Source organism: Arthrobacter sp. NEB 688, assembly GCF_013201035.1.
In the GTDB taxonomy this organism is placed as follows: domain Bacteria; phylum Actinomycetota; class Actinomycetes; order Actinomycetales; family Dermatophilaceae; genus Phycicoccus.
Genome location: NZ_CP053707.1, coordinates 2,817,193 through 2,838,880, shown reverse-complemented (window position 1 = coordinate 2,838,880; position 21,688 = coordinate 2,817,193). Strand labels below are relative to the sequence as shown.

At 73.5% G+C, this 21,688-nt stretch carries 21 protein-coding genes; 11 read left to right on the top strand and 10 right to left on the bottom strand.

Annotated features, from left to right (window positions below):
• Positions 1-30: 30 nt before the first annotated feature.
• On the bottom strand, positions 31-375 hold the full coding sequence (locus HL663_RS13355; protein ID WP_216842564.1) for a VOC family protein: 345 nt from the start codon (positions 373-375) through the stop codon (positions 31-33).
• A gap of 141 nt (positions 376-516) precedes the next feature.
• On the opposite strand from HL663_RS13355, the gene HL663_RS13350 reads away from it, so the two are divergent.
• The gene (locus HL663_RS13350; RefSeq protein WP_173028837.1) at positions 517-945 is read left to right on the top strand and encodes a hypothetical protein; all 429 of its coding nucleotides are present in this window, start codon (positions 517-519) and stop codon (positions 943-945) included.
• 12 nt (positions 946-957) lie between these two features.
• Here HL663_RS13350 and ypfJ read toward each other — a convergent pair whose 3' ends face one another.
• Positions 958-1,878, bottom strand: a complete 921-nt coding sequence (gene ypfJ / locus HL663_RS13345) for a KPN_02809 family neutral zinc metallopeptidase (RefSeq protein WP_173028836.1) — start codon at positions 1,876-1,878, stop codon at positions 958-960.
• A gap of 127 nt (positions 1,879-2,005) precedes the next feature.
• On the opposite strand from ypfJ, the gene HL663_RS13340 reads away from it, so the two are divergent.
• Positions 2,006-3,604: an ABC-F family ATP-binding cassette domain-containing protein gene (locus HL663_RS13340; RefSeq protein ID WP_173028835.1), complete on the top strand. Its 1,599-nt coding sequence runs from the start codon at positions 2,006-2,008 to the stop codon at positions 3,602-3,604.
• Between the two features lie 13 nt (positions 3,605-3,617).
• On the opposite strand, the gene HL663_RS13335 is transcribed toward HL663_RS13340, so the two are convergent.
• Positions 3,618-5,003, bottom strand: coding sequence for a TrpB-like pyridoxal phosphate-dependent enzyme (locus HL663_RS13335; RefSeq protein WP_286175623.1), 1,386 nt, complete (start codon positions 5,001-5,003; stop codon positions 3,618-3,620).
• Positions 5,004-5,156: 153 nt separating this feature from the next.
• Here HL663_RS13335 and HL663_RS13330 point away from each other — a divergent pair, with 153 nt between their 5' ends.
• Entirely contained in the window at positions 5,157-7,058 is a 1,902-nt protein-coding gene (locus HL663_RS13330; protein ID WP_173028834.1) for an ABC transporter ATP-binding protein, read from the top strand.
• A 24-nt stretch (positions 7,059-7,082) separates the two neighbouring features.
• Here the strand turns inward: HL663_RS13330 and HL663_RS13325 are convergent, their stop codons facing one another.
• Together HL663_RS13325 and HL663_RS13320 are read right to left on the bottom strand one after the other, a co-directional pair.
• Positions 7,083-8,426 carry a DUF2252 domain-containing protein gene (locus HL663_RS13325; protein WP_173028833.1) on the bottom strand — a complete coding sequence of 448 codons (1,344 nt, stop codon included), beginning with the start codon at positions 8,424-8,426 and terminating at the stop codon, positions 7,083-7,085.
• 39 nt (positions 8,427-8,465) lie between these two features.
• Positions 8,466-9,254, bottom strand: a complete 789-nt coding sequence (locus HL663_RS13320) for an SURF1 family cytochrome oxidase biogenesis protein (RefSeq protein WP_286175622.1) — start codon at positions 9,252-9,254, stop codon at positions 8,466-8,468.
• A 33-nt stretch (positions 9,255-9,287) separates the two neighbouring features.
• Here HL663_RS13320 and moaA point away from each other — a divergent pair, with 33 nt between their 5' ends.
• Entirely contained in the window at positions 9,288-10,289 is a 1,002-nt protein-coding gene (moaA, locus tag HL663_RS13315; RefSeq protein WP_173028832.1) for a GTP 3',8-cyclase MoaA, read from the top strand.
• 6 nt (positions 10,290-10,295) lie between these two features.
• Here moaA and HL663_RS13310 read toward each other — a convergent pair whose 3' ends face one another.
• Positions 10,296-10,646, bottom strand: a complete 351-nt coding sequence (locus HL663_RS13310) for a DUF3099 domain-containing protein (RefSeq protein ID WP_286175621.1) — start codon at positions 10,644-10,646, stop codon at positions 10,296-10,298.
• A 61-nt stretch (positions 10,647-10,707) separates the two neighbouring features.
• Between HL663_RS13310 and fabG the strand changes: the two genes are divergently transcribed.
• Both fabG and fabI read left to right on the top strand, forming a co-directional pair.
• Positions 10,708-11,421: a beta-ketoacyl-ACP reductase gene (gene fabG / locus HL663_RS13305; RefSeq protein ID WP_173028830.1), complete on the top strand. Its 714-nt coding sequence runs from the start codon at positions 10,708-10,710 to the stop codon at positions 11,419-11,421.
• A gap of 38 nt (positions 11,422-11,459) precedes the next feature.
• Positions 11,460-12,218, top strand: coding sequence for an enoyl-ACP reductase FabI (gene fabI, locus HL663_RS13300; protein ID WP_173028829.1), 759 nt, complete (start codon positions 11,460-11,462; stop codon positions 12,216-12,218).
• A gap of 3 nt (positions 12,219-12,221) precedes the next feature.
• Here the strand turns inward: fabI and serB are convergent, their stop codons facing one another.
• Together serB and HL663_RS13290 are read right to left on the bottom strand one after the other, a co-directional pair.
• The gene (gene serB, locus HL663_RS13295; RefSeq protein WP_173028828.1) at positions 12,222-13,445 is read right to left on the bottom strand and encodes a phosphoserine phosphatase SerB; all 1,224 of its coding nucleotides are present in this window, start codon (positions 13,443-13,445) and stop codon (positions 12,222-12,224) included.
• 62 nt (positions 13,446-13,507) lie between these two features.
• The gene (locus HL663_RS13290; protein WP_173028827.1) at positions 13,508-15,694 is read right to left on the bottom strand and encodes a hypothetical protein; all 2,187 of its coding nucleotides are present in this window, start codon (positions 15,692-15,694) and stop codon (positions 13,508-13,510) included.
• Between the two features lie 184 nt (positions 15,695-15,878).
• On the opposite strand from HL663_RS13290, the gene HL663_RS13285 reads away from it, so the two are divergent.
• On the top strand, positions 15,879-16,421 hold the full coding sequence (locus tag HL663_RS13285; RefSeq protein WP_173028826.1) for an AAA family ATPase: 543 nt from the start codon (positions 15,879-15,881) through the stop codon (positions 16,419-16,421).
• 1 nt (position 16,422) lies between these two features.
• On the opposite strand, the gene HL663_RS13280 is transcribed toward HL663_RS13285, so the two are convergent.
• Both HL663_RS13280 and glgC read right to left on the bottom strand, forming a co-directional pair.
• The gene (locus HL663_RS13280; RefSeq protein WP_173028825.1) at positions 16,423-17,253 is read right to left on the bottom strand and encodes an LLM class F420-dependent oxidoreductase; all 831 of its coding nucleotides are present in this window, start codon (positions 17,251-17,253) and stop codon (positions 16,423-16,425) included.
• Positions 17,250-18,539: a glucose-1-phosphate adenylyltransferase gene (gene glgC / locus HL663_RS13275; protein WP_173028824.1), complete on the bottom strand. Its 1,290-nt coding sequence runs from the start codon at positions 18,537-18,539 to the stop codon at positions 17,250-17,252. Before glgC ends, HL663_RS13280 begins: the two co-directional genes overlap by 4 nt.
• 63 nt (positions 18,540-18,602) lie before the next feature.
• Between glgC and glgA the strand changes: the two genes are divergently transcribed.
• The 4 genes from glgA (at position 18,603) to HL663_RS13255 (ending at position 21,650) form a co-directional block, all read left to right on the top strand.
• Positions 18,603-19,796 (top strand): glycogen synthase, encoded by a 1,194-nt coding sequence (glgA, locus tag HL663_RS13270; RefSeq protein ID WP_173028823.1) that lies wholly within the window; start codon positions 18,603-18,605, stop codon positions 19,794-19,796.
• Positions 19,793-20,278 carry an XdhC family protein gene (locus tag HL663_RS13265; protein WP_173028822.1) on the top strand — a complete coding sequence of 162 codons (486 nt, stop codon included), beginning with the start codon at positions 19,793-19,795 and terminating at the stop codon, positions 20,276-20,278. The genes glgA and HL663_RS13265 overlap by 4 nt, the downstream gene beginning before the upstream one ends.
• Before the next feature lie 49 nt (positions 20,279-20,327).
• Positions 20,328-21,110 carry an ABC transporter ATP-binding protein gene (locus HL663_RS13260; protein ID WP_173028821.1) on the top strand — a complete coding sequence of 261 codons (783 nt, stop codon included), beginning with the start codon at positions 20,328-20,330 and terminating at the stop codon, positions 21,108-21,110.
• Between the two features lie 66 nt (positions 21,111-21,176).
• Positions 21,177-21,650 carry an NfeD family protein gene (locus HL663_RS13255; protein WP_173028820.1) on the top strand — a complete coding sequence of 158 codons (474 nt, stop codon included), beginning with the start codon at positions 21,177-21,179 and terminating at the stop codon, positions 21,648-21,650.
• The last annotated feature ends 38 nt before the right edge of the window (positions 21,651-21,688 follow it).

The following is a 21,688-nucleotide window of genomic DNA, read 5'->3' as shown; positions in this document are numbered from 1 at the left end:
GCCCACCCTGTCACGCATCGACGGCCGGGCTCAGGCGTGGTGCTGGGCGATGTTGACGACGACCCCGCCCGGGGCCCGCACGAAGAACCGCCGCACCCCCCACGGCTCCGTGACGAGCGGGTGCACGACCTCGACGCCGGCGGCGAGGACCTCGGCCCAGGCCGCATCGACGTCGTCGACCTTGACGGTGAGCGCCGAGTCCTCGGGGGCCGTCGCGTCGTGGGTGACCAGCTGCACGTGGGCCCCGGTCGCCGGGTCGGTGCAGCGCGCCACCCAGTCCAGCCCCATCTCCTCGGGCGCCAGACCGACGACACCGGTCCAGAAGCGCACGGCCTCGGCGATGTCGGGGACGTGCAGGTTCGGTGTGACGGCCATGACGCGCACGGGTCCTCCTCGGGTCGGTGCTCCCATCGTGCGGGCTCGGCCCCCGCCTGTCACGCGGTGCCCCTCGACGCGAGGGGGAGGCCGGGAGCAGGATGGTGGCGCAGGCGACGGCGCGAGACCGAAGGGGTGGGCATGGCAGGGACGACGGGCGGGTTCACCGCCGACGAGAAGGCTGCGATGAAGGCACGGGCCGCCGAGGCGCGCGCCGCGAAGAAGGGGGCGAAGGCCGAGGACGAGCGGCAGGCGGTGCTCGACGCGATCGCGCGGATGGACGAGGGCGACCGTGCGCTGTGCACCCGCCTGCACGAGGTGATCACCTCCGCCTCACCGGACCTCGCCCCGAGGACCTGGTACGGCACGCCCGCCTACGCGAAGGACGGCAAGGTCCTGCTCGAGGTGAAGAACTCGGGCAAGTTCGGCCAGCGCTACACGAGCCTGGAGTTCCAGGACGTCGCCGCGCTCGACGAGGGGACGCTGTGGCCGGTCGCCTGGGCGGTGACGACGCCCACCGCCGAGGGTGAGACCCGGGTGGCCGACCTCGTGCGCCGGGCCGTCGGCTGACGGGGCGCGCGGTCAGCTCTCGACGGAGGCGACCGCGAAGGTGTCGCACTGGTTGAGGTCGCCGGTGCGGTAGCCCTGGAGGAACCACTTCTGCCGGGCTGCGCTCGAGCCGTGGGTCCATGACTCGGGGGAGACCCGGCCGGTCGCTGCCTGCTGGATGCGGTCGTCGCCGACGGCCGACGCCGCCGACAGCGCCGACTCGATGTCGGCGTCGGTCAGCGGCTGGAGGAACGGCTTGCCGGTGTCCTCGTCGGGCACCTGCGACGCGTGCTGCGTCCATACGCCCGCGAGGCAGTCGGCCATCAGCTCGATGCGCACGCCGTTCGACTCCGGTCCGGTGCCGCCCTGCTGCGCCTTGCCGAGCAGTCCCAGCTGGTCCTGGAGCGCGTGGCCGTACTCGTGCGCGACGACGTACTCCTGCGCCAGCGCGCCTCCGTCGGAGCCGAACTGGGTGCTGAGGACCTCGAAGAAGCTCGCGTCGATGTAGACCGACTTGTCGAGCGGGCAGTAGAAGGGACCGACCTGGTTGCTCGCCGTGCCGCAGGCCGACTGCGTGGCGCCCGAGTAGAGCACCGTCGGGGTGTCCTGCCACTCGCGCTTGAACCGCGGCAGCTCGCCGGTCCAGAACGCCTGCACCGAGTTGACCGTCCCGATGACCCGGCAGACGTCGCTGCGGTTGGCGTCCGCGCCCGTCCGGCACTCCTGGAACGCCGAGGGGTCGACCTCGCCGCCGGCCTGCACCTGGCCGGGCGCCGCCTGGTTGCTGCCGCCGGTCGGCAGCTGCGAGGGGTCGATGCCGAAGACGAGCGCGAGGATGAGGACGACGATGCCACCGAGGCCACCGCCGACGACGAGGCCGCCGGGACCACCGGACCCTCCGCCCCCGGAGCGGACCTGGGAGGTGTCGAGGGTGACGTCGTCGTTGAAGCTCATCGGGCTGCCTCCGTGGTCGGGCCGTTCCGGAGCAGGCTCCGGCGCGACCTAGACTAGGGGGAGCCCGGGCCGCCGTGCCGCCACGCGTCGCACCCGCCCGGGACCCCCGCCACCGGAAGGCCCCACCGTGATCACCGCTGCGTCCGTCGAGCTGCGTGCAGGCTCCCGCCTGCTCCTCGACGGAGCCACGTTCCGCGTCGCCCCGGGCGACCGGATCGGCCTCGTCGGGCGCAACGGCGCCGGCAAGACGACGCTGACCAAGACCCTCGCCGGGGTCACCCAGCCCGCCGCCGGGACCATCACCCGCTCCGGCGAGGTCGGCTACCTGCCGCAGGACCCCCGCACGGGCGACCTCGGCATCAGCGCCCGTGACCGGGTGCTCTCCGCGCGCGGTCTCGACGCGATCGTGCGCGACCTGCGGGCCGCGGAGCACGCGATGGCCACCGAGACCGGCGAGAAGCAGGAGCGGGCGATGCGTCGCTACGGCCGGCTCGACTCCGAGTTCACCGCGGCCGGTGGCTACGCCGCCGAGTCGGAGGCCGCCCGGATCGCGGCCGCGCTCGGCCTCGAGGAGCGGCTGCTCGACCAGACGATCGGGACCCTCTCCGGCGGCCAGCGCCGGCGGGTCGAGCTGACCCGCATCCTCTTCAGCGGCGCCGAGACGCTCCTCCTCGACGAGCCGACCAACCACCTCGACGCCGACTCGGTCGCCTGGCTGCGCGAGCACCTCAAGGGCTACAAGGGCGGCCTCGTCGTCATCAGCCACGACGTCGAGCTGCTCGACGTCGTCGTCAACAAGGTCTTCCACCTCGACGCCAACCGCAGCGAGCTCGACCAGTACAACCTCGGCTGGAAGCCCTACCTCCAGCAGCGCGAGACCGACGAGCGCCGCCGCCGCCGCGAGCGGGCCAACGCCGAGAAGAAGGCCTCGGCCCTCATGGCCCAGGCCGACAAGATGCGCGCGAAGGCCACGAAGACCGTCGCCGCGCAGAACATGGCCCGCCGCGCGGAGCGGCTGCTCTCCGGCCTCGAGGCCGACCGCGCCCAGGACAAGGTCGCCAAGCTGCGCTTCCCGAAGCCCTCGCCGTGCGGCCGCACGCCGCTGCGGGCCTCGGGCCTGTCGCGCTCCTACGGCTCGGCCGAGGTCTTCACGGACGTCGACCTCGCGATCGACCGCGGCTCGCGCGTCGTCGTCCTCGGCCTCAACGGCGCCGGCAAGACGACGCTGCTGCGCCTGCTCGCCGGCGTCGACACGCCCGACACCGGGCAGGTCGAGCCGGGGCACGGCCTCAAGCTCGGCTACTACGCGCAGGAGCACGAGAACCTCGACGTCGCCCGGAGCGTCCTCGAGAACATGAAGTCGGCCGCTCCCGACCTCGGCGAGACCGAGGTCCGCAAGGTGCTCGGCAGCTTCCTCTTCAGCGGCGACGACGTCGACAAGCCGGCCGGGGTGCTCTCCGGCGGCGAGAAGACGCGGCTCTCGCTCGCGCTGCTCGTCGTGTCCTCGGCCAACGTCCTGCTGCTCGACGAGCCGACGAACAACCTCGACCCGGCCTCGCGCGACGAGATCCTCGGCGCGCTGCGCACCTACGAGGGCGCCGTCGTCCTCGTGACGCACGACGAGGGCGCGGTCGACGCGCTCGAGCCCGAGCGCATCCTCCTGCTGCCGGACGGCGTCGAGGACCTCTTCAACGCCGACTACCGCGACCTCGTCACCCTGGCCTGAGGCCCGCCGCCCGTCAGCCGGGGATGGCCGGCAGCCTCGTGAGGGCCGCCGCGACCGACTGCTGCAGCTCGGTGTCGTCCCACGTGTGGTCGACGAGGTCGCCGCGCAGGTAGGCGTCGTACGCCGGCAGGTCGAGGTGGCCGTGGCCGCACAGGGCCGTGAGGATGACCTTCTCCTCGCCGGTCTCGATGCACCGGATGGCCTCGTCGATCGCCGCGGCGACGGCGTGCGTCGGCTCCGGCGCCGGGACGATGCCCTCGGTCCGGGCGAAGAGCACGCCGGCCGCGAAGCAGTCCTTCTGGGTCTTCGCGATCGCCTCGATGAGCCCCTGGTCGTAGAGGTGGCTGACCAGCGGGCTCATCCCGTGGTAGCGCAGGCCGCCGGCGTGGATCGGGTCGGGGATGAAGTCGTGCCCCAGCGTGTGCATCTTGAGCAGCGGCGTGAGTCCGGCGACGTCGCCGAAGTCGTACGCGTAGGTGCCCTGGGTCAGGGACGGGCAGGACGCGGGCTCGACGGCGCGGATGACCGGGCCGACCCCGCCGGACTGCAGCTTCTCGCGCAGGAACGGGAAGGTGAGGCCACCGAAGTTCGAGCCGCCGCCGGTGCAGCCGACGATGAGGTCGACGCTCTCGCCGACCTTGGCCAGCTGCAGCAGCGCCTCCTCGCCGATGACGGTCTGGTGGAGCAGCACGTGGTTGAGGACCGACCCGAGCGCGTAGTTGGCGCTCGGGTCCTGGGCCGCGACCTCGACCGCCTCGCTGATGGCCAGGCCGAGGGAGCCGGGGGAGCCGGGGTCGCTCGCGAGCATCGTCCGGCCGGCCTCGGTGAGGTCCGAGGGGCTGGGGTGCACCGTGCCGCCGAAGGTCTCCATCATGATCTTGCGGTAGGGCTTGGCGTCGTACGAGGCCCGGACCTGCCAGATCTCGCACTCGAGGTCGAACTGCGCGCAGGCGAAGGCGAGCGAGGTGCCCCACTGGCCGGCGCCGGTCTCGGTCGTCAGCTTCCGGATGCCGGCCTTCGCGTTGTAGTACGCCTGCGGCACGGCCGTGTTGGGCTTGTGCGAGCCGGCGGGCGAGACACCCTCGTACTTGTAGTAGATGCGGGCCGGCGTACCGAGGGCCTTCTCGAGGCGGTGCGCCCGGAACAGGGGCGAGGGGCGCCAGAGCCGGTAGACGTCCTGGACCTCCGGCGGGATGTCGACGTAGCGCTCGGTCGTGACCTCCTGCGCGATGAGGTCCATGGGGAAGATCGCCGCAAGGTCCTCGGGCCCGACGGGCTGCCCGGTGCCGGGGTGCAGCGGCGGCGGGGGAGGCGTCGGGAGGTCGGCCAGCACGTTGTACCAACGGGTCGGCATCTCGTCCTCGTCGAGCAGGATCTTGTGGCGCAGCGGGTCGGGCACGGGGCTCCTCCGGGGATGACGCGAGCGGTCGGCGTGCCGCCATCGTGCGGGGGAGGACGCCCACGCACAAGAGGGTGACCACGGCCCGGGGGGAACAGGTGTCGGCGCGCGGTGGTTGACTGCCGAGCACCGACACCGAGGAGACCGACACCGATGAGCATGACGGGCTGGCAGGCCCTCCACAGCCTGAGCCGCGACTCCAGCGTCAAGGAGCGCCGCCTGGCGCCCGGCACGACGCGCCGGGTGCTCGGCTACGCCCGCCCCTACAAGAAGCCCATCGGCTGGTTCCTCGGCCTCGTCGTCGTCGAGTCCGCGCTCGTCGTCGCGACCCCGCTGCTCCTCAAGGCCATCATCGACGACGGCATCTATCCCAAGGACTCCGGGCGCGTCGTCCGGCTCTCGCTGCTCGTGGCGCTCATCGCCGTCATCGGTGGGGCGCTCACGCTCGTCGAGCGGTGGTTCTCCGCGCGGATCGGCGAGGGGCTCATCTACGACCTGCGCACCCAGGTGTTCTCGCACGTCCTGCGCCAGCCGGTCGCCTTCTTCACCCGGGCCCAGACCGGCGCGCTCGTCACCCGCCTCGGCAACGACGTCATCGGCGCCCAGCAGGCGTTCACGTCGGTGCTCTCGAGCGTCGTGAGCAACGCGATCACCCTCGTCCTCATCGTCGGGGCGATGGCGCTGCTCTCGTGGCAGCTGACCCTCGCGGCGCTCCTCCTCGTCCCGTTCTTCCTCCTGCCGGCGCGGTTCATGGGTCGGCGGCTCGCGAGCCTGGCCCACGAGCAGATGGTCCAGAACGCCGACCTCGGCACCCGGATGACCGAGCGCTTCAACGTCGCCGGCGCGCTGCTCGTCAAGCTCTTCGGCCGCCCCGCGGTCGAGGACGGCGAGTACGCCGTCCGGGCCGCGCGCGTGCGCGACATCGGGGTGAAGATCGCCGTCAACCGCTCGGTGTTCTTCGTCGCCCTCACGCTCGTCGCCTCGCTCGCGACCGCCCTCGTCTACGGCGTCGGCGGCGTCATGGCGGTCGGCGGCTCGCTGACCGTCGGCACGCTCATCGCCCTGACGGCTCTCCTGGCCCGCCTCTACGGGCCGCTCACCGCCATCTCCAACGTCCGCGTCGACATCATGACCGCGCTCGTCTCGTTCGAGCGGGTCTTCGAGGTCATCGACCTCGAGCCGCTCGTCGCCGACGCCCCGGACGCCCGCCCGGTCCCTGCGGGGCCGGTGCGCGTCGACGTCGAGGGCGTCGGGTTCTCCTATCCCTCCGCCGACGAGGTCTCGCTCGCCTCGCTCGAGAGCACCGCGACGGGCGACCGCCGGGGGAGCGGGCCGGTGCTGCGCGATGTCTCCTTCAGCGTCGAGCCCGGCACCCTCGTGGCCCTCGTCGGCCCGAGCGGCGCCGGCAAGACGACGATCACCTCGCTCGTCGCGCGCCTCTACGACCCCACCGCCGGGTCGGTCCGGATCAACGGTCTCGACCTGCGGCAGGCCTCCGGCGAGTCGCTCCACGACGCGGTCGGGGTCGTCACCCAGGACGCGCACCTGTTCCACGACACGATCCGCGCCAACCTCGAGTACGCGGCGCCCGGCGCCACCAAGGCGCAGATGGTCGCCGCGCTGCGCGCCGCCCAGGTCTGGACGCTCGTCGACTCCCTGCCGGCCGGCCTCGACACGGTCGTCGGCGACCGCGGCCACCGCCTCTCCGGCGGCGAGAAGCAGCGGCTGGCCATCGCCCGCCTCCTGCTCAAGGGACCCGGGCTCATCGTCCTCGACGAGGCCACCGCCCACCTCGACAGCGAGTCCGAGCAGGCGCTCCAGCGAGCGCTCGACGAGGCCCTGCGCGACCGCTCGGCGCTCGTCATCGCCCACCGGCTCTCGACGGTCCGGCACGCCGACCAGATCCTCGTCGTCGACGACGGGCGCATCGTCGAGCGCGGCACCCACGCCGAGCTGGTCGCCGCCGACGGGCTCTACGCCGAGCTCTACCGCACCCAGTTCGACGACGAGCTCGGCGAGGTCCTCGACACGCCGACCGAGTCCCACCCCGCCTGAGCGGGGCGGCCGCCCCGGCGCGGGTCAGGCCGGGGCGACGTGCTCGAAGGCGCCGCTGCGGAAGGCGTCGACGAAGAGCCGGTAGTCCTCCGTCGCGCGTGTCGAGTACTCCCGCGCGAACTCGACCATCGTCGCGACGAGCGCGTCGACGTCGTCACCGACCGCCTCGCCGACGACGTCCTCGACGCTGACCCGGACGAGGTCCTGGTCGGACTCGGAGTCGGCGACGCAGTGGATCTTCGCCGTCGCACGCCCGAGCTGGGGCAGGAGCACCTCGAGGTCCTCCGGCTCCGACACCTCGTCCCACGAGAGGTCCGCCTCGTACGGGGACACCTCGCTGACGACGTAGCCGACCTCACGCCCGTCGGTCTCGAGCGAGGTCCAGCCGAGGAAGCGGTCGGCGTGCGCCTGGAGGGCGCGCTGCGACACCGCCGTCCGGTGACCGTGGTGGTCGAAGTACGAGGCGCCGTGCTCGTCGTCGACGACGCGGCTCGGGGCCGCGATGTTGCCCTGCTTCATCGACAGGACGACGTCGTTGTCGAGCGCCTGGCTGAAGCCCTCGACGAGGAGGCTGTAGGCGGGCAGGCCGGCGCTGCCGATGCCGAAGCCCGAGCGCCCGACGACGTCGAGCACGTCGAAGGTCACCGTGCCGCGGTGCCGCTCGGGCAGGGTCTCGCGGTAGCGGGCGAACGCCGCGCGCACGGCCTCCTCCTCGGCGGCCTCGAGCCGTCGCACCCCGGAGCGCTCGGCGAAGGAGCGACGGTAGTCGTCGACGACGGTCATCGACTCGAGCATCGCGAAGCGGGTCGACATCTTGGCCGCCCGCAGCGCGGAGAGGACGGCGCCCTCGCCGGTGTCGAGGGTGAGGGCCCACTCGGTGTCGTCGTCGACGCCGCGGTAGTGCTCGACCTGGTCGACGTAGGCGCGCACGTAGCGGCCGACGAGGTCGTCGATGACGTCGTCGGGCAGCGCCTTCTGCCAGCACAGGAGCGCCAGGCTCGCGCTGAACCGGGCGATGTCCCACGTCCAGTGCCCGAGGTAGGCCTCGTCGAAGTCGTTGACGTCGAAGACGAGCCGGCCGTCGGCGTCGAGGTAGGTCCCGAAGTTCTCGGCGTGCAGGTCGCCCTGGATCCAGACGCGGGCGCCGTCGCCGGTGACCCACCGCTCGTCGAAGTCCCCGAACGCGCCGCCGTCACCGACGTCGGCGTAGAAGAGGCAGGCCGTCCCGCGGTAGAAGGCGAAGGGGTCGCGCGCCATCTTGCGGAACTTGGTCCGGAAGCCGTGCGGGTCGGCCCGCATGAGCGGCTCGAAGGCCTCGAGGAGGGTCGTGACGATGAGGTCGGTGCGCTGCTCCGGCGTCGTGGTCATGCGGCACTCTCGCACGACGTCGGCCGCGGACGAGCGGCGTCAGCCGTCCTCCTCGTCCCAGATGCGAACCTTGTTGGGCTTGGGCGGGTACTTCTCGGGGTGCGCGAGCCGCTCCTCGCGCCGGATGCCGAAGCCGACGAGCACGAAGCCGAGGACTGTCGTCATCCACCACTGGTAGGCGTACGCGAGGTGCGGGCCGAGGCTGCGGTCCGGCGGCAGCAGCGGGGCCGGGCGCGGCGGCGAAGCGCCGTCGGCCGTGCGCTCGGACTCCAGGAGGACGTACCCCGGCAGGAGCGGCGTCCCGAGGGCGCGCGAGGCGTCGGGCACCGCGAGGTTGGCGATCTGACCGGCGGCCGGCGGCTTGTCGGCCGACTCCTCTCCCGGCCGCGCCCAGCCGACGACCGTCGTCTCGCCCGAGGGGGCCGGCGGCACCGACGGCAGCACGCTGGCCCCGCGGTCCGACACGCGCACCCAGCCGCGGTCGACGAGGACGTCGGTGCCACCGTCGTCGGGCCGGAAGGCCCAGAGGACCTCGTAGCCGACGGCGCCGTCGTTGGGGCGTCCGCGCACGAACACCGGGCCGGCGGCGTAGCTCCCCGTGATGCTCACCCGGGTCCACTCGGCGTCGGTGCTCACACCGTCCGGCGTGATGGCCTCGCCGACGGGCACCGGGGTCGCGCGGTAGTGGCGGTCGAGGCGGTCGTTGCGCTCGACCTTCGCCTCGTGCCGGTGGTACTGCCACCAGCCGAGGTGGTAGGCGGCCACCGCGAAGAGGGCCGAGAGGACGAGCGCACCCAGCCAACGAGGTGTGAGGAGCCGGCGGAGCACCACTTCACGCTACGCGACGTACATTGGACCCCTATGACCGACCTCCCAGAGCCCCGCCTCCTCGACCGCCTCGGCCGCGTCGGGCGAGACCTCCGCGTGTCGGTCACCGACCGCTGCAACCTGCGCTGCACCTACTGCATGCCCGCCGAGGGCCTCGACTGGCTGCCCAAGCCCGAGATGCTCACCGACGACGAGCTCGTGCGCCTCGTGCGGATCATGGTCGGCCTCGGCGTCACCAACGTCCGCCTGACCGGTGGCGAGCCGATGCTGCGCCGCAGCCTCGTCCACGTCGTCGCCGGCATCGCGGCTCTCGAGCCGCGCCCGCGCATCGCGATGACGACCAACGGGATCGGCCTGGACCGGCTCGCCGCGCCGCTGGCCGCCGCCGGCCTCGACCGGGTCAACGTCAGCCTCGACACCATCGACGCGCAGCGCTTCCGCGACCTCACCCGGCGCGACCGCCTCGAGGACGTCGAGGCCGGGCTCAAGGCCGCCGCGGACGCCGGGCTCACCCCGGTCAAGGTCAACGCGGTCGCGATGCGCGGCTTCAACGACGAGGGCGTCGCCGACCTCCTCGGCTGGTGCCTCGACCGCGGCTACGAGCTGCGGTTCATCGAGCAGATGCCGCTCGACGCGCAGCACGCCTGGGACCGGTCCCAGATGGTGTCGCAGGCCGAGATCCTCGAGCGCCTCGGCGAGCGCTTCCGGCTCACGCCGGTCCAGGAGCGCGGCAGCGCCCCCGCCGAGCTGTTCCTCGTCGACGGCGGCCCGCAGACCGTCGGGGTCATCGCGAGCGTGTCGGCGCCGTTCTGCGCCGCGTGCGACCGGGTGCGCCTCACGGCCGACGGCCAGCTGCGCAACTGCCTCTTCTCCCGCACCGAGGTCGACCTGCGCGGCCCGATGCGCGAGGGCGCCACGGACACCGAGCTCGCCGACCTCGTCATCGGCGAGATGTGGGTCAAGAAGCCGGGGCACGGCATCGACCGCCCGGACTTCGAGCAGCCCGACCGCCCGATGTCGGCGATCGGCGGCTGAGCCGGCTCAGCCGCGGGGCTCGTCCTCGTGGCGCACGGTGCTCGGCACGTGCGTGTACGCGGTCTGGGTCAGGCGCGGCGTCGGGTCGACGCTCGGCGTGACCGGGCTGCGCCGGCCGCGCACGCGAGGCGCCACGGAGTTGACGGCGACCACGGCGATGAAGGGGAGGAAGACCGCCCCGGCGGCGAAGACCCAGCGGTACCAGTCGTCGATGACGATGGTGAGGACGAAGCACACCGTGCGGACGGTCATCGTCACGAGGTACTGCTTCATCCGGTGCCGCTGGTCGGCCTCCCGCGAGTCCGCCGCGGTCGTCACCGACTGGGCGTCGGGGTGACGGGAGCGGGTCGTGGGCACCCGTCCACCATACGTCCGCGGCTGTCCGGCTACCGCTGGGTAGTCCACTAGGTTCGACAGCATGAGCGACCCCCGCACCGTCCTCGTCACCGGCGGCAACCGCGGCATCGGGCTGGCCATCGCCCGCTCGTTCGCCCAGGCCGGCGACCGCGTCGTCGTCACCCACCGCAGCGGCGAGCCGCCGGAGGGCCTCGAGGGCGTCATCTGCGACGTCACCGACACCGCGTCCGTCGACGCGGCCTTCACCGCGGCCGAGGAGAAGCTCGGCGGCCCGGTCGAGGTGCTGGTGGCGAACGCCGGCATCACCAAGGACGGCCTGCTCATGCGGATGAGCGACGAGGACTTCGACAGCGTCCTCGAGACCAACCTCACCGGTGCCTTCCGCTGCGTGCGCCGGGCGAGCAAGGGGATGATCCGGCTGCGGCGCGGGCGCATCATCCTCATCTCGAGCGTCGTCGGCCTCTACGGCGGCCCCGGCCAGGCCAACTACGCCGCGAGCAAGGCCGGCCTCGTCGGCCTCGCCCGCTCCGTCACCCGCGAGCTCGGCGGGCGCGGCATCACGGCCAACGTCGTCGCGCCCGGCTTCATCGAGACCGACATGACCGCCGCGCTGCCCGAGGACACCCAGAAGACCTACAAGGCGGCCATCCCCGCCGGCCGCTTCGCGACGACCGACGAGGTCGCCGGGGTCGTGCGCTTCCTCGCCTCCCCGGAGGCGGGCTACGTCTCCGGCGCCGTCATCCCGGTCGACGGCGGCCTCGGCATGGGCCACTGACCGCGACCGTCCCCCGACCCACCACCGAAAGGCCAGACATGCTGCTCGAGGGCAAGAAGCTCCTGATCACCGGGGTCCTCATGGACTCCTCGATCGCGTTCCACGTCGCGAAGCTCGCCCAGGAGCAGGGGGCCGAGGTCGTGCTCACCTCCTTCGGACGCACGATGAAGATCACGACGGCGATCGCGCGCCGGCTGCCGCAGACGCCGCCGGTCATCGAGCTCGACGTGACGAGCGAGGAGGACCTCGCGGCCCTGCCCGACCGCGTCCGCGAGCACGTGCCGCACCTCGACGGCGTGCTGCACTCGATCGGCTTCGCGCCGCAGGGGGCGTTCAACTTCCTCGAGGCCTCGTGGGACGACGTGTCGACGGCGGTGCACGTCTCGGCGTACTCGCTGGCCGCGCTGGCCAAGGCCTCGCTGCCGCTGATGTCCGACGGCGGCAGCGTCGTCGGCCTCACCTTCGACGCACGCTTCGCCTGGCCGGTCTACGACTGGATGGGTGTCGCCAAGGCGGCCTTCGAGTCCACCAACCGCTACCTGGCCCGCGACCTCGGCCCGAAGGGCGTGCGCTGCAACATCGTCGCCGCCGGCCCGATCCGCACGACGGCGGCCAAGTCGATCCCGGGCTTCGAGCAGTTCGAGGAGGCGTGGGGCAGCCGCGCCCCGCTCGGCTGGGACGTCAACGATGCGGTGCCCACGGCCCGCGCCTGCGTCTCGCTGCTCTCGGACTGGTTCCCCGCGACGACCGGCGAGATGATCCACGTCGACGGCGGGTACCACGCCATCGGCGCCTGAGGCTCAGGCCTCCGCGGTCTCGGCGTCCTCGATCTCCTCACGGCTGACGCCGAGGAGGAAGAGGACCGTGTCGAGGTAGGGCACGTTGACCGAGGTGTCGGCCTGCTCGCGCACGACCGGCTTGGCGTTGAACGCGACCCCGAGCCCGGCGACGCCGAGCATGTCGAGGTCGTTGGCGCCGTCGCCGATGGCCACGGTGCGCGTGAGCGGCAGCTTCTCGAGGGCCGCGAACTCGCGCAGGGCCGCGGCCTTGGCGGCCCGGTCGACGACCGGACCGGTGACGCGTCCGGTGAGGACGCCGTCGACGACCTCGAGCCGGTTGGCCCGGACGTGGTCGACGCCGAGGTCGGCCCCGATCGGCTCGACGACCTCGGCGAACCCGCCGGAGACGAGCGCGACGGTGAAGCCGAGCGACTTGAGGGTCCGCACGAGGGTCCGGGCGCCGGGCGTCAGCCGGACCGCCGCGCGGACCTCGTCGAGGACGGAGGCCGGCAGCCCGGCGAGCGTGGCGACCCGGGCGTGCAGGCTCTCGGCGAAGTCGAGCTCGCCGCGCATCGCCCGCTCGGTCACCTCCGCCACCTGGGCGGCGGTGCCCGCGTGCTCGGCGATGAGCTCGATGACCTCGTCCTGGATGAGGGTGGAGTCGACGTCCATGACGACGAGCCGGCCCCCGCGGCGCGCCAGGCCCGCCGGGGCGACGGCGATGTCGCACCCGCTGCTCGACGAGACGAGCGCGAGGTCGCGGCGCAGCCGGTCGACGTCGGCGCCGGACACGTCGAGCTCGACGGTCGTCACGGGCCAGCGCGAGAGCCGCCGGATCCGGTCGATGTTCGCGCCGTGCGCGGCGACGGCCCGGGCGACGGCGGCGACGTGCCGGGTCTCGAGCGGACGGGCCATCGCGACGACGGCGGCCCGGCCGGTGCGCCGACGGGCGTTGTCACCGCGGCCGACGACGAGCTGGACGTGCATCCCCATCTCCTCGCCGGCGCGGGTGATGCGGTCGGTGAGGACGTTCTCGTCGGGGCCCGGCGCGAGGAGCACCGAGAGCGCGAGGTGGCCGCGGACGACGACCTGCTCGAGGTCGAGGACGTCGCCACCGACGGTGGCGGCCGCCGCGAACACCGCGCTCGTGACGCCCGGTCGGTCGGGACCGCTCAGCGAGACGAGGAGCGTGCGCGCCCCGGGGTCGGGCTGCGGCGGGAGGGGCGGCGTCTCGAGGGAGGGCACACCGGCAGGCTAACCGCCACCGCCGGACCGCGACCCGGCGCGCCCGCGGACCGGGACCGGGGTCAGCGCGAGCGGACCGTCCGGAGGGCCGAGGACGAGCCCTCGACCCCGGTCGTGGCCGGGACGGACGTCTGGACCCGGTGGGTGCCGGAGGGGAACCGGTGGCGGAACGCGTAGGTGCCCGTCGAGCTCGTCCGGGTGGTGGCCCGCTTCGTGCCGTCGACCCAGAGGGTCACCGTGCGGTTGGCCCGTGCGGGCGCCACCGTTCCCGTGATCGACGCCGACGCCGTGGCCCGGACGGTCGTCGAGGGCACGCGCAGCGTCACCACCGACTGGACCTGGAGGACCGCGGCGGTCGACGTCGAGGGCACGGTGGACCCACCCGTCACGGGCCGCCCACCGGTGTGGACGACCCGGTAGAGGGTGGACACCCGCGGTCGGACGGTCCAGGTCGCGACGCCGGAGGAGTCGGTCGTGGACGTGCTCACCCGTCGCCAGGACCCACCGGTGCTGGTCCACAGCTCGAGCCGGGCCGACGGCAGCCGACCCTCCGGGTCGTCGACCCGGACCCAGCCCGTGACCGTGCGGGTGTAGCCGTAGCGCACCACGTCCGACGAGACCTGGACCCCGGTGCGGGACGCGATCCCGGTGCGCACGAGCACGCTCGAGGAGGCGCTGCCGAGCGCGCGCCACGGCGGCGCGTCGCCCGCGGCCGTGACGGCACGGTAGGACGAGGTCGACCGCTGCGGGACGTCGAGCCCGACCGTGCCGGCCTCGTCCGTCGTCCCGGTGCCGACCGCGAGCCAGCGGTCGCCGTCGAGCCGCTGGAGCTCCACGGCGAGGCCGGGCACGGCCTCGGCCGAGCCGGCCCAGCGCACCGTCACCGAGGCCCGCCCGGTGGCGCCGGACGGCAAGGAGTCGGGAAGGGTCAGCGAGGTCGAGGTGTCGCGGCCCACCGTGACCGTGGCGACGGGGGCGACCTGCTCCCTGAGGAGGACGGTGCCGAGCTCGGGGTGGGCCGGGTCGCCGGGTGCGACGGAGGCGTCGGACCTCACCTCGAAGGCGCTCCCGGTCACGGGCGCGGAGAACGCGGCGTTCCCGTCCTCGCCGGTCCGGCCGTCGGTGACCTTCGCCCAGACCCCGTCGAGGAGGCGCCAGAGGGAGACGCTCGCCCCCGGGACGGGCTCGCCGGACGAGGTGCGGGTCAGACGAGCCGTGAAGCGCGCGGGACGCCCGAGCGTGGCGGTCGACGGGCCACCGGCCACGAGGGTCAGCGGGCGCTCGACGGTGACGTCGGCCGAGCCCGACGAGGCATCCGTCTGGTCCACGGACCCCGCGAACGTCGCGTCGTAGGAGGCCGAGGCGTTGCTGGCCAGCGGGACGGCGGCCTCGCCGAGCTCGTCGGTCGTCACGGTCGCCACCGGCACCCGGTCGCGACGCACGACGACAGGGACACCGACCAACGGGCCGCGGGACCCCCGCGCGGTGAGCCGGGCGGTGGCGACGGAGCCCTCCACGACCCGGCCGGGGGAGCGGAGGACCATCCCCGACGCGTAGCGCGCCGTGACCGACAGCGTGCCGCTGGTGGCGGCGGCCAGGTCGTCGGTCGTCCCGATGCGGGCGCGCAGGACGGACGGACCTCCCCGGACCGTCGCGGGGACCACGGCGCGACCCCGTGCGTCGGTCGACGCGGACCCGAGCAGCCGGGTGCCGCCGCCGTCCGCCACCTCCTCCAGGAGGACGGTCCGACCGGCCGGCGGTGCGTCCGTCGTCAGCTGGACGACCCACGAGGCGGTGCGGCCCTCGTCGGCCGCGGCCGGACCGGTGAGGGAGAGCGCGGCGAGGGCGCGGACGCCGACGGTCAGCGCGTCGGACGCGACGACCGTCGCACCCGTGCCCACGGCGACCGTGCGGTAGCGGGTGGGAGCCGTCGGGGACACCGCGAACCGCGCCGTCCCGTCGGCGCCGGTGGTGCCCGTCGAGGAGGCGACCCACTCGCCGGCCGCGTTCGCGGCCTCCAGCACCAGGGTGCGGTCCGCGAGCGGGGCGTGGTCGGCGTCCCCGGTCGTCAGCGTCGCGGTGAGGACGGTGGAATCGCCCCGGGTGATGACGCCCGGCGAGGCGGCCAGGGAGAGGACCGGCGCCACGACCGCGTCGGCGACCACGGACACCGTGACACCGGTGCGCCCGACCGGGACCGCGACGGCGGCCGGCACCCCCAGGCCCATCGAGGTGACTCCGGCGACCACCCAGGTCGTCCCTCGTCGGATGCTTCCCCGAGACGTCACGAACGACCCCCATCTCGACGCGCCGGCAGCCGCCGGCAGCCGCCGGCCCCCGCGTCGCTCCCCGGGCCCCGTCGGCCCTGTGCAGCGGCAGGGTACATGGCATCGGCCCTCCCCGCCCGCAGCCCGGGCGACTAGCGTCCGTGCCGTGCGGATCGTCGTCTCCGGGACCCACGCGACCGGCAAGTCCACCCTCGTCGCGGACCTGGCCGACGCCCTGCGCGGGCACACCGTGCTCGGCGACCCGTGGGAGCTGGTCGACGAGCACCTGCCGCCGTCGTCGGCGGAGTCCTTCGTCGAGCAGCTGCACGTCGCGGCCGACCGGCTGCTCGCGCTGGAGCCGGGGGAGCGCGTCGTCGCCGAGCGCGGCCCGCTCGACCTGCTCGCCTACCTCGAGGCGCTGCGCGCGCTGGGGCGGGGCGGGGTGACCGTCGACGCGACCACCGGGCTGCGGTCGCTGGCCCTGCGGGCGCACTCGCACGTCGACCTGCTCGTCGTGGTGCCCCTCGCGGGCACGCACTGGCTCCACGTCCCGGACGAGGAGGACCCCGACCTGCGCGAGGCGGCCGACACCGCCCTCCTCGACCTGCTCGACGACGACGGCGTCGTGCCGGCGTCCCTGGCCGTCGTCGAGGTCGGGGGAGACCCACGACGCCGGCTCGCGAACGTGCTGGCGCGCCTGCCGCGCTGACTCAGCCGGCGAGCGAGTCCCGCCACGCGACGAGGTCGCGGACCGGGCCGATGTCGTAGTCGGGGCCGTTGAGCCCGACCGTGAACAGGCGCGTGCCCACGTCGTGCAGGTCCTGGGCGCCGGCGGCGTAGTCGTCGACGTCCTCGGGCAGGCGCCCGGGCTTGGGGGAGACCCCGGCCGAGCGCTCGATGGCGGCCGGGTCGCGTCCGACCTTCGCGCACCACTCGTCGAGGACGGTGTGCTTGTGCGCGACCGCCTCCGGCTCGCCGAAGCCGTGCCAGATGTCGGCGTGCTGCGCGACGATGCGCAGCGTCTTCTTCTCGCCGCCGCCGCCGATGAGCACCGGGATCTTGCGCGTGGGCGCCGGGTTGAGCTTCGACCAGCGCTCCTCGACGAGGGGCAGGTCGCGGGCCAGCGCGTCGAGCCGCCCTCCGGCGGTGCCGAACTCGTAGCCGTACTCGGCGTAGTCGCGCTCGAACCAGCCCGACCCGATCCCGAGGATGAGCCGGCCCTCGGCGCCGTCACGCGCGCTGACGTGGTCGACCGTGCGGGCCATGTCGGCGAGCAGCTGCGGGTTGCGGTAGCTGTTGCACGTGACGAGGGCGCCGATCTCGACGCGCTCGGTGGCCTCGGCCCACGCGGCGAGCATCGTCCAGCACTCGAAGTGGGCGCCGTCGGGCTCACCGTAGAGGGGGAAGAAGTGGTCCCAGTTGAAGACGACGTCGACCCCGGCCTCCTCGAGGCGGGCGACGGCCCGGCGGATCTCGGGGTAGGTGGCGTGCTGCGGCTGCAGCTGCGCTCCGATGCGGACCGGCCGGTCGGCGGCGCTCACGCGTCACCCTCCGGCGCCGCGGGGGCGTCGGGCCCGGGCGCGATCTCCTGGCCCTTGCCGACGACGGTGATGCCCGAGTCGGTGACGGTGAAGCCGCGGGCGAGGTCGGCCTCGCGGTCGACGCCGATCGTCGTGCCCTCGGGCACGGTGACGTTCTTGTCGATGATGGCGCGGCGGATCGTGCAGTTGCGGCCGATCTGCACCCCGTCGAGCAGCACGCTGTCCTCGACCTCGGTGTAGCTGTGGACGTGGACGTCGGGGGAGACGACCGAGCCGATGACCCGCGCGCCGGAGATGACCACGCCGGGGGAGACGGCCGAGTTGAGCGCCTCGCCGAAGCGGCCGTGCGCGCCGTGGACGAACTTCGCCGGCGGGAACGGGCCGTAGGTCGTGTAGATCGGCCAGTCGTAGTTGTAGAGGTTGAAGACCGGGTGGATCGAGACGAGGTCCATGTGCGCGTCGTAGTAGGAGTCCATCGTCCCGACGTCGCGCCAGTAACCCATGTCGCGCTCGGTGCCGCCGGGCACGACGTTGTTCTTGAAGTCGTAGACCGACGCGGCGCCCTGCGCGACGAGCGCCGGCACGATGTCGCCGCCCATGTCGTGCTTGCTGCCTTCGGTCGTGGAGTCCTTGGTCACCGCGTCGATGAGCGCGTCGGCGGTGAAGACGTAGTTGCCCATGCTCGCGAGGACCTCGTCCGGCGAGTCCGGCAGGCCCTGCGGATCCTTCGGCTTCTCGAGGAAGGCGCGGATGCGCGTCGGGTCGTCGGGCTCGACGTCGATGACGCCGAACTGGTCGGCCTCCGAGCGCGGCTGGCGGATGGCGGCGACAGTGACGCCGGCACCGCTCGCGATGTGCTGGTCGACCATCTGCGAGAAGTCCATCCGGTACACGTGGTCGGCGCCGACGACGACGACGATGTCGGGCTTCTCGTCGGTGATCGTGTTGAGGCTCTGGAAGATCGCGTCGGCGCTGCCGAGGTACCAGGACTTGCCGATGCGCTGCTGCGCCGGGATCGGAGCCACGTAGTTGCCGAGCATCGTGCTCATCCGCCACGTCTTCGTCACGTGCCGGTCGAGGCTGTGCGACTTGTACTGCGTCAGCACGACGACCTTGAGGTAGCCGGAGTTCACGACGTTCGACAGCGCGAAGTCGATGAGCCGGTAGATGCCACCGAACGGGACGGCGGGCTTGGCGCGGTCACGCGTCAACGGCATCAGCCGCTTGCCCTCCCCGCCCGCGAGGACGATGGCCAGGACCTTGGGACCTCCGCTGCGGTACGCCATGCGACCAACCTATGGGGTGATCGCCCTCGTCGGCAGCCCCCGTTCGCCACTACGGTGAAAACCGTGCGCATCGACCTGCTGACCAAGGAGTACCCGCCGACGATCTACGGGGGAGCGGGGGTGCACGTCGCCGAGCTGACCCGGGCCCTGCGGGCGCGGGACGACACCGACGTGCGGGTCCACGCCTTCGGGGGTCCCCGTGACGAGGAGGGGACGACGAGCCATCCCGACCTGCCCGAGCTCGAGGGCACCAACGCGGCCCTCAGCACCCTCGGCGTCGACCTGACGATGGCCGCCGCCTGTGCCGGAGCCGATCTCGTCCACTCCCACACCTGGTACGCCAACTTCGCCGGGCACGTCGCCGGTCTCCTCGAGGGGGTGCCGCACGTGCTGTCGGCGCACAGCCTGGAGCCGATGCGGCCGTGGAAGGCCGAGCAGCTCGGAGGCGGCTACCGGCTCTCGTCGTGGGTCGAACGCACCGCGTACGAGGGCGCCGCGGCCGTCATCGCGGTCAGCGCCGGCATGCGCGAGGACATCCTGCGCTCCTACCCGGGCGTCGACCCGGCCAAGGTCCTCGTCGTGCACAACGGGATCGACGCCGAGCTCTGGCGGCCGAACGACGCCCCGGACGTCGCGCGACGGCACGGCATCGACCCCGACCGCCCCGCCGTCGTCTTCGTCGGCCGCATCACCCGCCAGAAGGGCCTGCCCTACCTCCTGCGCGCCGCCGCGCAGCTGCCGCCCGAGGTGCAGCTCGTCCTCCTCGCCGGCGCCCCCGACACCCCGGAGATCAAGGCCGAGGTCGAGGGGCTCGTCGAGGACCTGCGCGCCGAGCGCGACGGCGTCGTGTGGATCAGCGAGATGCTGCCGCGCGACGAGGTGACCGCGGTCCTCAGCGCGTCGTCGGTCTTCGTCTGCCCCTCGGTCTACGAGCCGCTCGGCATCGTCAACCTCGAGGCGATGGCCTGCGAGCTGCCCGTCGTGGCCACCGCGACCGGCGGCATCCCCGAGGTCGTCGTCGACGGCGAGACGGGCTGGCTCGTCCCCATCGAGCAGGTCCAGGACGGCACCGGCACGCCGGTCGACGAGGAGCGGTTCGTGGCCGACCTCGCCGCGGCCCTCACCGACGCCGTCTCCGACCTCGACCGCGCGGCACGCTTCGGCGCCGCCGGCCGCCGCCGCGCCGTGGAGTCGTTCTCGTGGGGCTCGATCGCCGAGCGCACCCTCGAGGTCTACCGGAGGGTGGTCGCGTCGTGAGCGACACCCGTCACGACCCCGTCCTCGGCAGCGGGGCCACGCCGGCCGAGGGCCCGTTGGGCCACCTCGTCGTCGTGTTCGACAACCGGATCGCCCGCTCGCTCACCGCGATCGCCGACGCGACCGGCTGGGAGGCGACCCTCGTCGACGCCGCGCCGGTCGGCGACGGGCTCGCCGCCCTCGGGCCGGTGGACGCCCTCGTCGTCTGCAACCACGACGGCGACGGGGCGTACGCGCTGCTCGCCGACGCGCTGCGCGCCGGTGTGCCCTACGTCGCGATGATGGCCAGCCGGCACCGCTCGGCGGCCCTGCTCGAGCAGCTGCGCGGCGAGGGCCTCGACGACGAGCAGCTGGGGCGCCTCCACGTCCCGGCCGGCCTGTCCATCGGCGGCAGCTCGCCGGGCGAGATCGCGCTGTCGGTCGTGGCCGAGCTCGTCGCCGACGCGAACGGTCGCCCCGGCACCCCGATGCGGGCGTCCTGACCGCGCGGCGCGCGGGGCGGCGGCCGCGGCGTCAACTAGGGTCGGTGGCATGAGCGACGTCCTGGCCCTCGCCGGTGTCGGCGTCGTGCGCGGCGACACCACCATCCTCGACGACCTGTCGTGGGAGGTGGAGGAGGGCCAGCGCTGGGTCGTCCTCGGCCCCAACGGCGCCGGCAAGACCACCCTGCTGCAGATCGCCGCCGGCCGGATGCACCCGACGACCGGTGTCGCCGGCATCCTCGGCGAGGTCCTCGGCGCCGTCGACGTCTTCGAGCTGCGGCCCCGCATCGGTCTCTCGAGCGCCTCGCTCGCCGAGCGGATCCCCCCGCGCGAGAAGGTCCGTGACGTCGTCGTCACCGCGTCGTACGGCGTCGTCGGTCGCTGGCGCGAGGCCTACGACGGGATGGACGAGGCGCGCGCGGCCGAGCTGCTCGAGGCGCTCGGCGCGAGCCACCTCGCCGACCGGCGCTACGGCACGCTGTCGGAGGGCGAGCGCAAGCGCGTCCAGATCGCCCGCGCCCTCATGACCGACCCCGAGCTCATGCTCCTCGACGAGCCCGCCGCCGGCCTCGACCTCGGCGGCCGCGAGGACCTCGTGCGCCGGCTCGGGGCCATCGCCGCCGACCTCGCGGCGCCCGCGCTCGTCCTCGTGACCCACCACGTCGAGGAGATCCCGCCGCACTTCACCGACGTGCTCCTCCTGCGCGAGGGCCGTGTCGTCGCCCAGGGCCCCCTCGAGATCACCCTGACCGCCGAGAACCTCGAGCGCACCTTCGGGATGCCCATGGAGCTCGAGGTGCGCGGTGACCGCTACGCCGCCCGCGCCCGCTGAGGCACGGGGGAACCGAGGACGCCGCTCGCGCGTCCGAGCCACGACACCGGAGGGAAGGGGAGGCCGATGGACTGGCTGACCGACAACGCCTGGCTCGGATGGCTGGGTGTCGCACTCGTGCTCGCGGCCATCGAGGCCGCCACCGTCGACTTCGTCTTCGTCATGTTCGCCGGCGGCGCGCTCGCCGCGGCCGTGGCGGCGGCCCTCGGCGCACCGTTCTTCTTCCAGGTCGTCGTCGCGGTCGTCTTCGCGATGCTCCTCCTGCTCGTCGTGCGCCCCATGCTCAAGCGCAAGTTCACCGACGCCGTCACCGACCACCACATCGGCGCGGCCGGTCTCGTCGGTCGCGAGGCCTGGGTCCTCCAGGCCGTCACCGCCACCGACGGCCGGGTCAAGCTCGCCGGCGAGACGTGGTCGGCGCGGCTCGCCGAGGGCGGCTCGCCCGCCGGCCCGGGGGACCAGGTCCGGGTCATCGCGATCCACGGCGCCACCGCGATCGTCGTGCCCCTCGGCGCACCCCCGACCACCCCCACCACCTGACCCCGCGCCCCGACCGGGCGCCGACGGAAAGGCACCAC

What these genes read in the sequence shown, in the direction of transcription:
- HL663_RS13325 (WP_173028833.1), bottom strand. Translation starts at nt 8,426, where the DNA reads ATGACCACGACGCCGGAGCAGCGCACCGACCTCATCGTCACGACCCTC.
- HL663_RS13350 (WP_173028837.1), top strand. Translation starts at nt 517, where the DNA reads ATGGCAGGGACGACGGGCGGGTTCACCGCCGACGAGAAGGCTGCGATG.
- HL663_RS13355 (WP_216842564.1), bottom strand. Translation starts at nt 375, where the DNA reads ATGGCCGTCACACCGAACCTGCACGTCCCCGACATCGCCGAGGCCGTG.
- fabG (WP_173028830.1), top strand. Translation starts at nt 10,708, where the DNA reads ATGAGCGACCCCCGCACCGTCCTCGTCACCGGCGGCAACCGCGGCATC.
- ypfJ (WP_173028836.1), bottom strand. Translation starts at nt 1,878, where the DNA reads ATGAGCTTCAACGACGACGTCACCCTCGACACCTCCCAGGTCCGCTCC.
- HL663_RS13260 (WP_173028821.1), top strand. Translation starts at nt 20,328, where the DNA reads ATGAGCGACGTCCTGGCCCTCGCCGGTGTCGGCGTCGTGCGCGGCGAC.
- fabI (WP_173028829.1), top strand. Translation starts at nt 11,460, where the DNA reads ATGCTGCTCGAGGGCAAGAAGCTCCTGATCACCGGGGTCCTCATGGAC.
- HL663_RS13330 (WP_173028834.1), top strand. Translation starts at nt 5,157, where the DNA reads ATGAGCATGACGGGCTGGCAGGCCCTCCACAGCCTGAGCCGCGACTCC.
- moaA (WP_173028832.1), top strand. Translation starts at nt 9,288, where the DNA reads ATGACCGACCTCCCAGAGCCCCGCCTCCTCGACCGCCTCGGCCGCGTC.
- glgC (WP_173028824.1), bottom strand. Translation starts at nt 18,539, where the DNA reads ATGGCGTACCGCAGCGGAGGTCCCAAGGTCCTGGCCATCGTCCTCGCG.
- HL663_RS13255 (WP_173028820.1), top strand. Translation starts at nt 21,177, where the DNA reads ATGGACTGGCTGACCGACAACGCCTGGCTCGGATGGCTGGGTGTCGCA.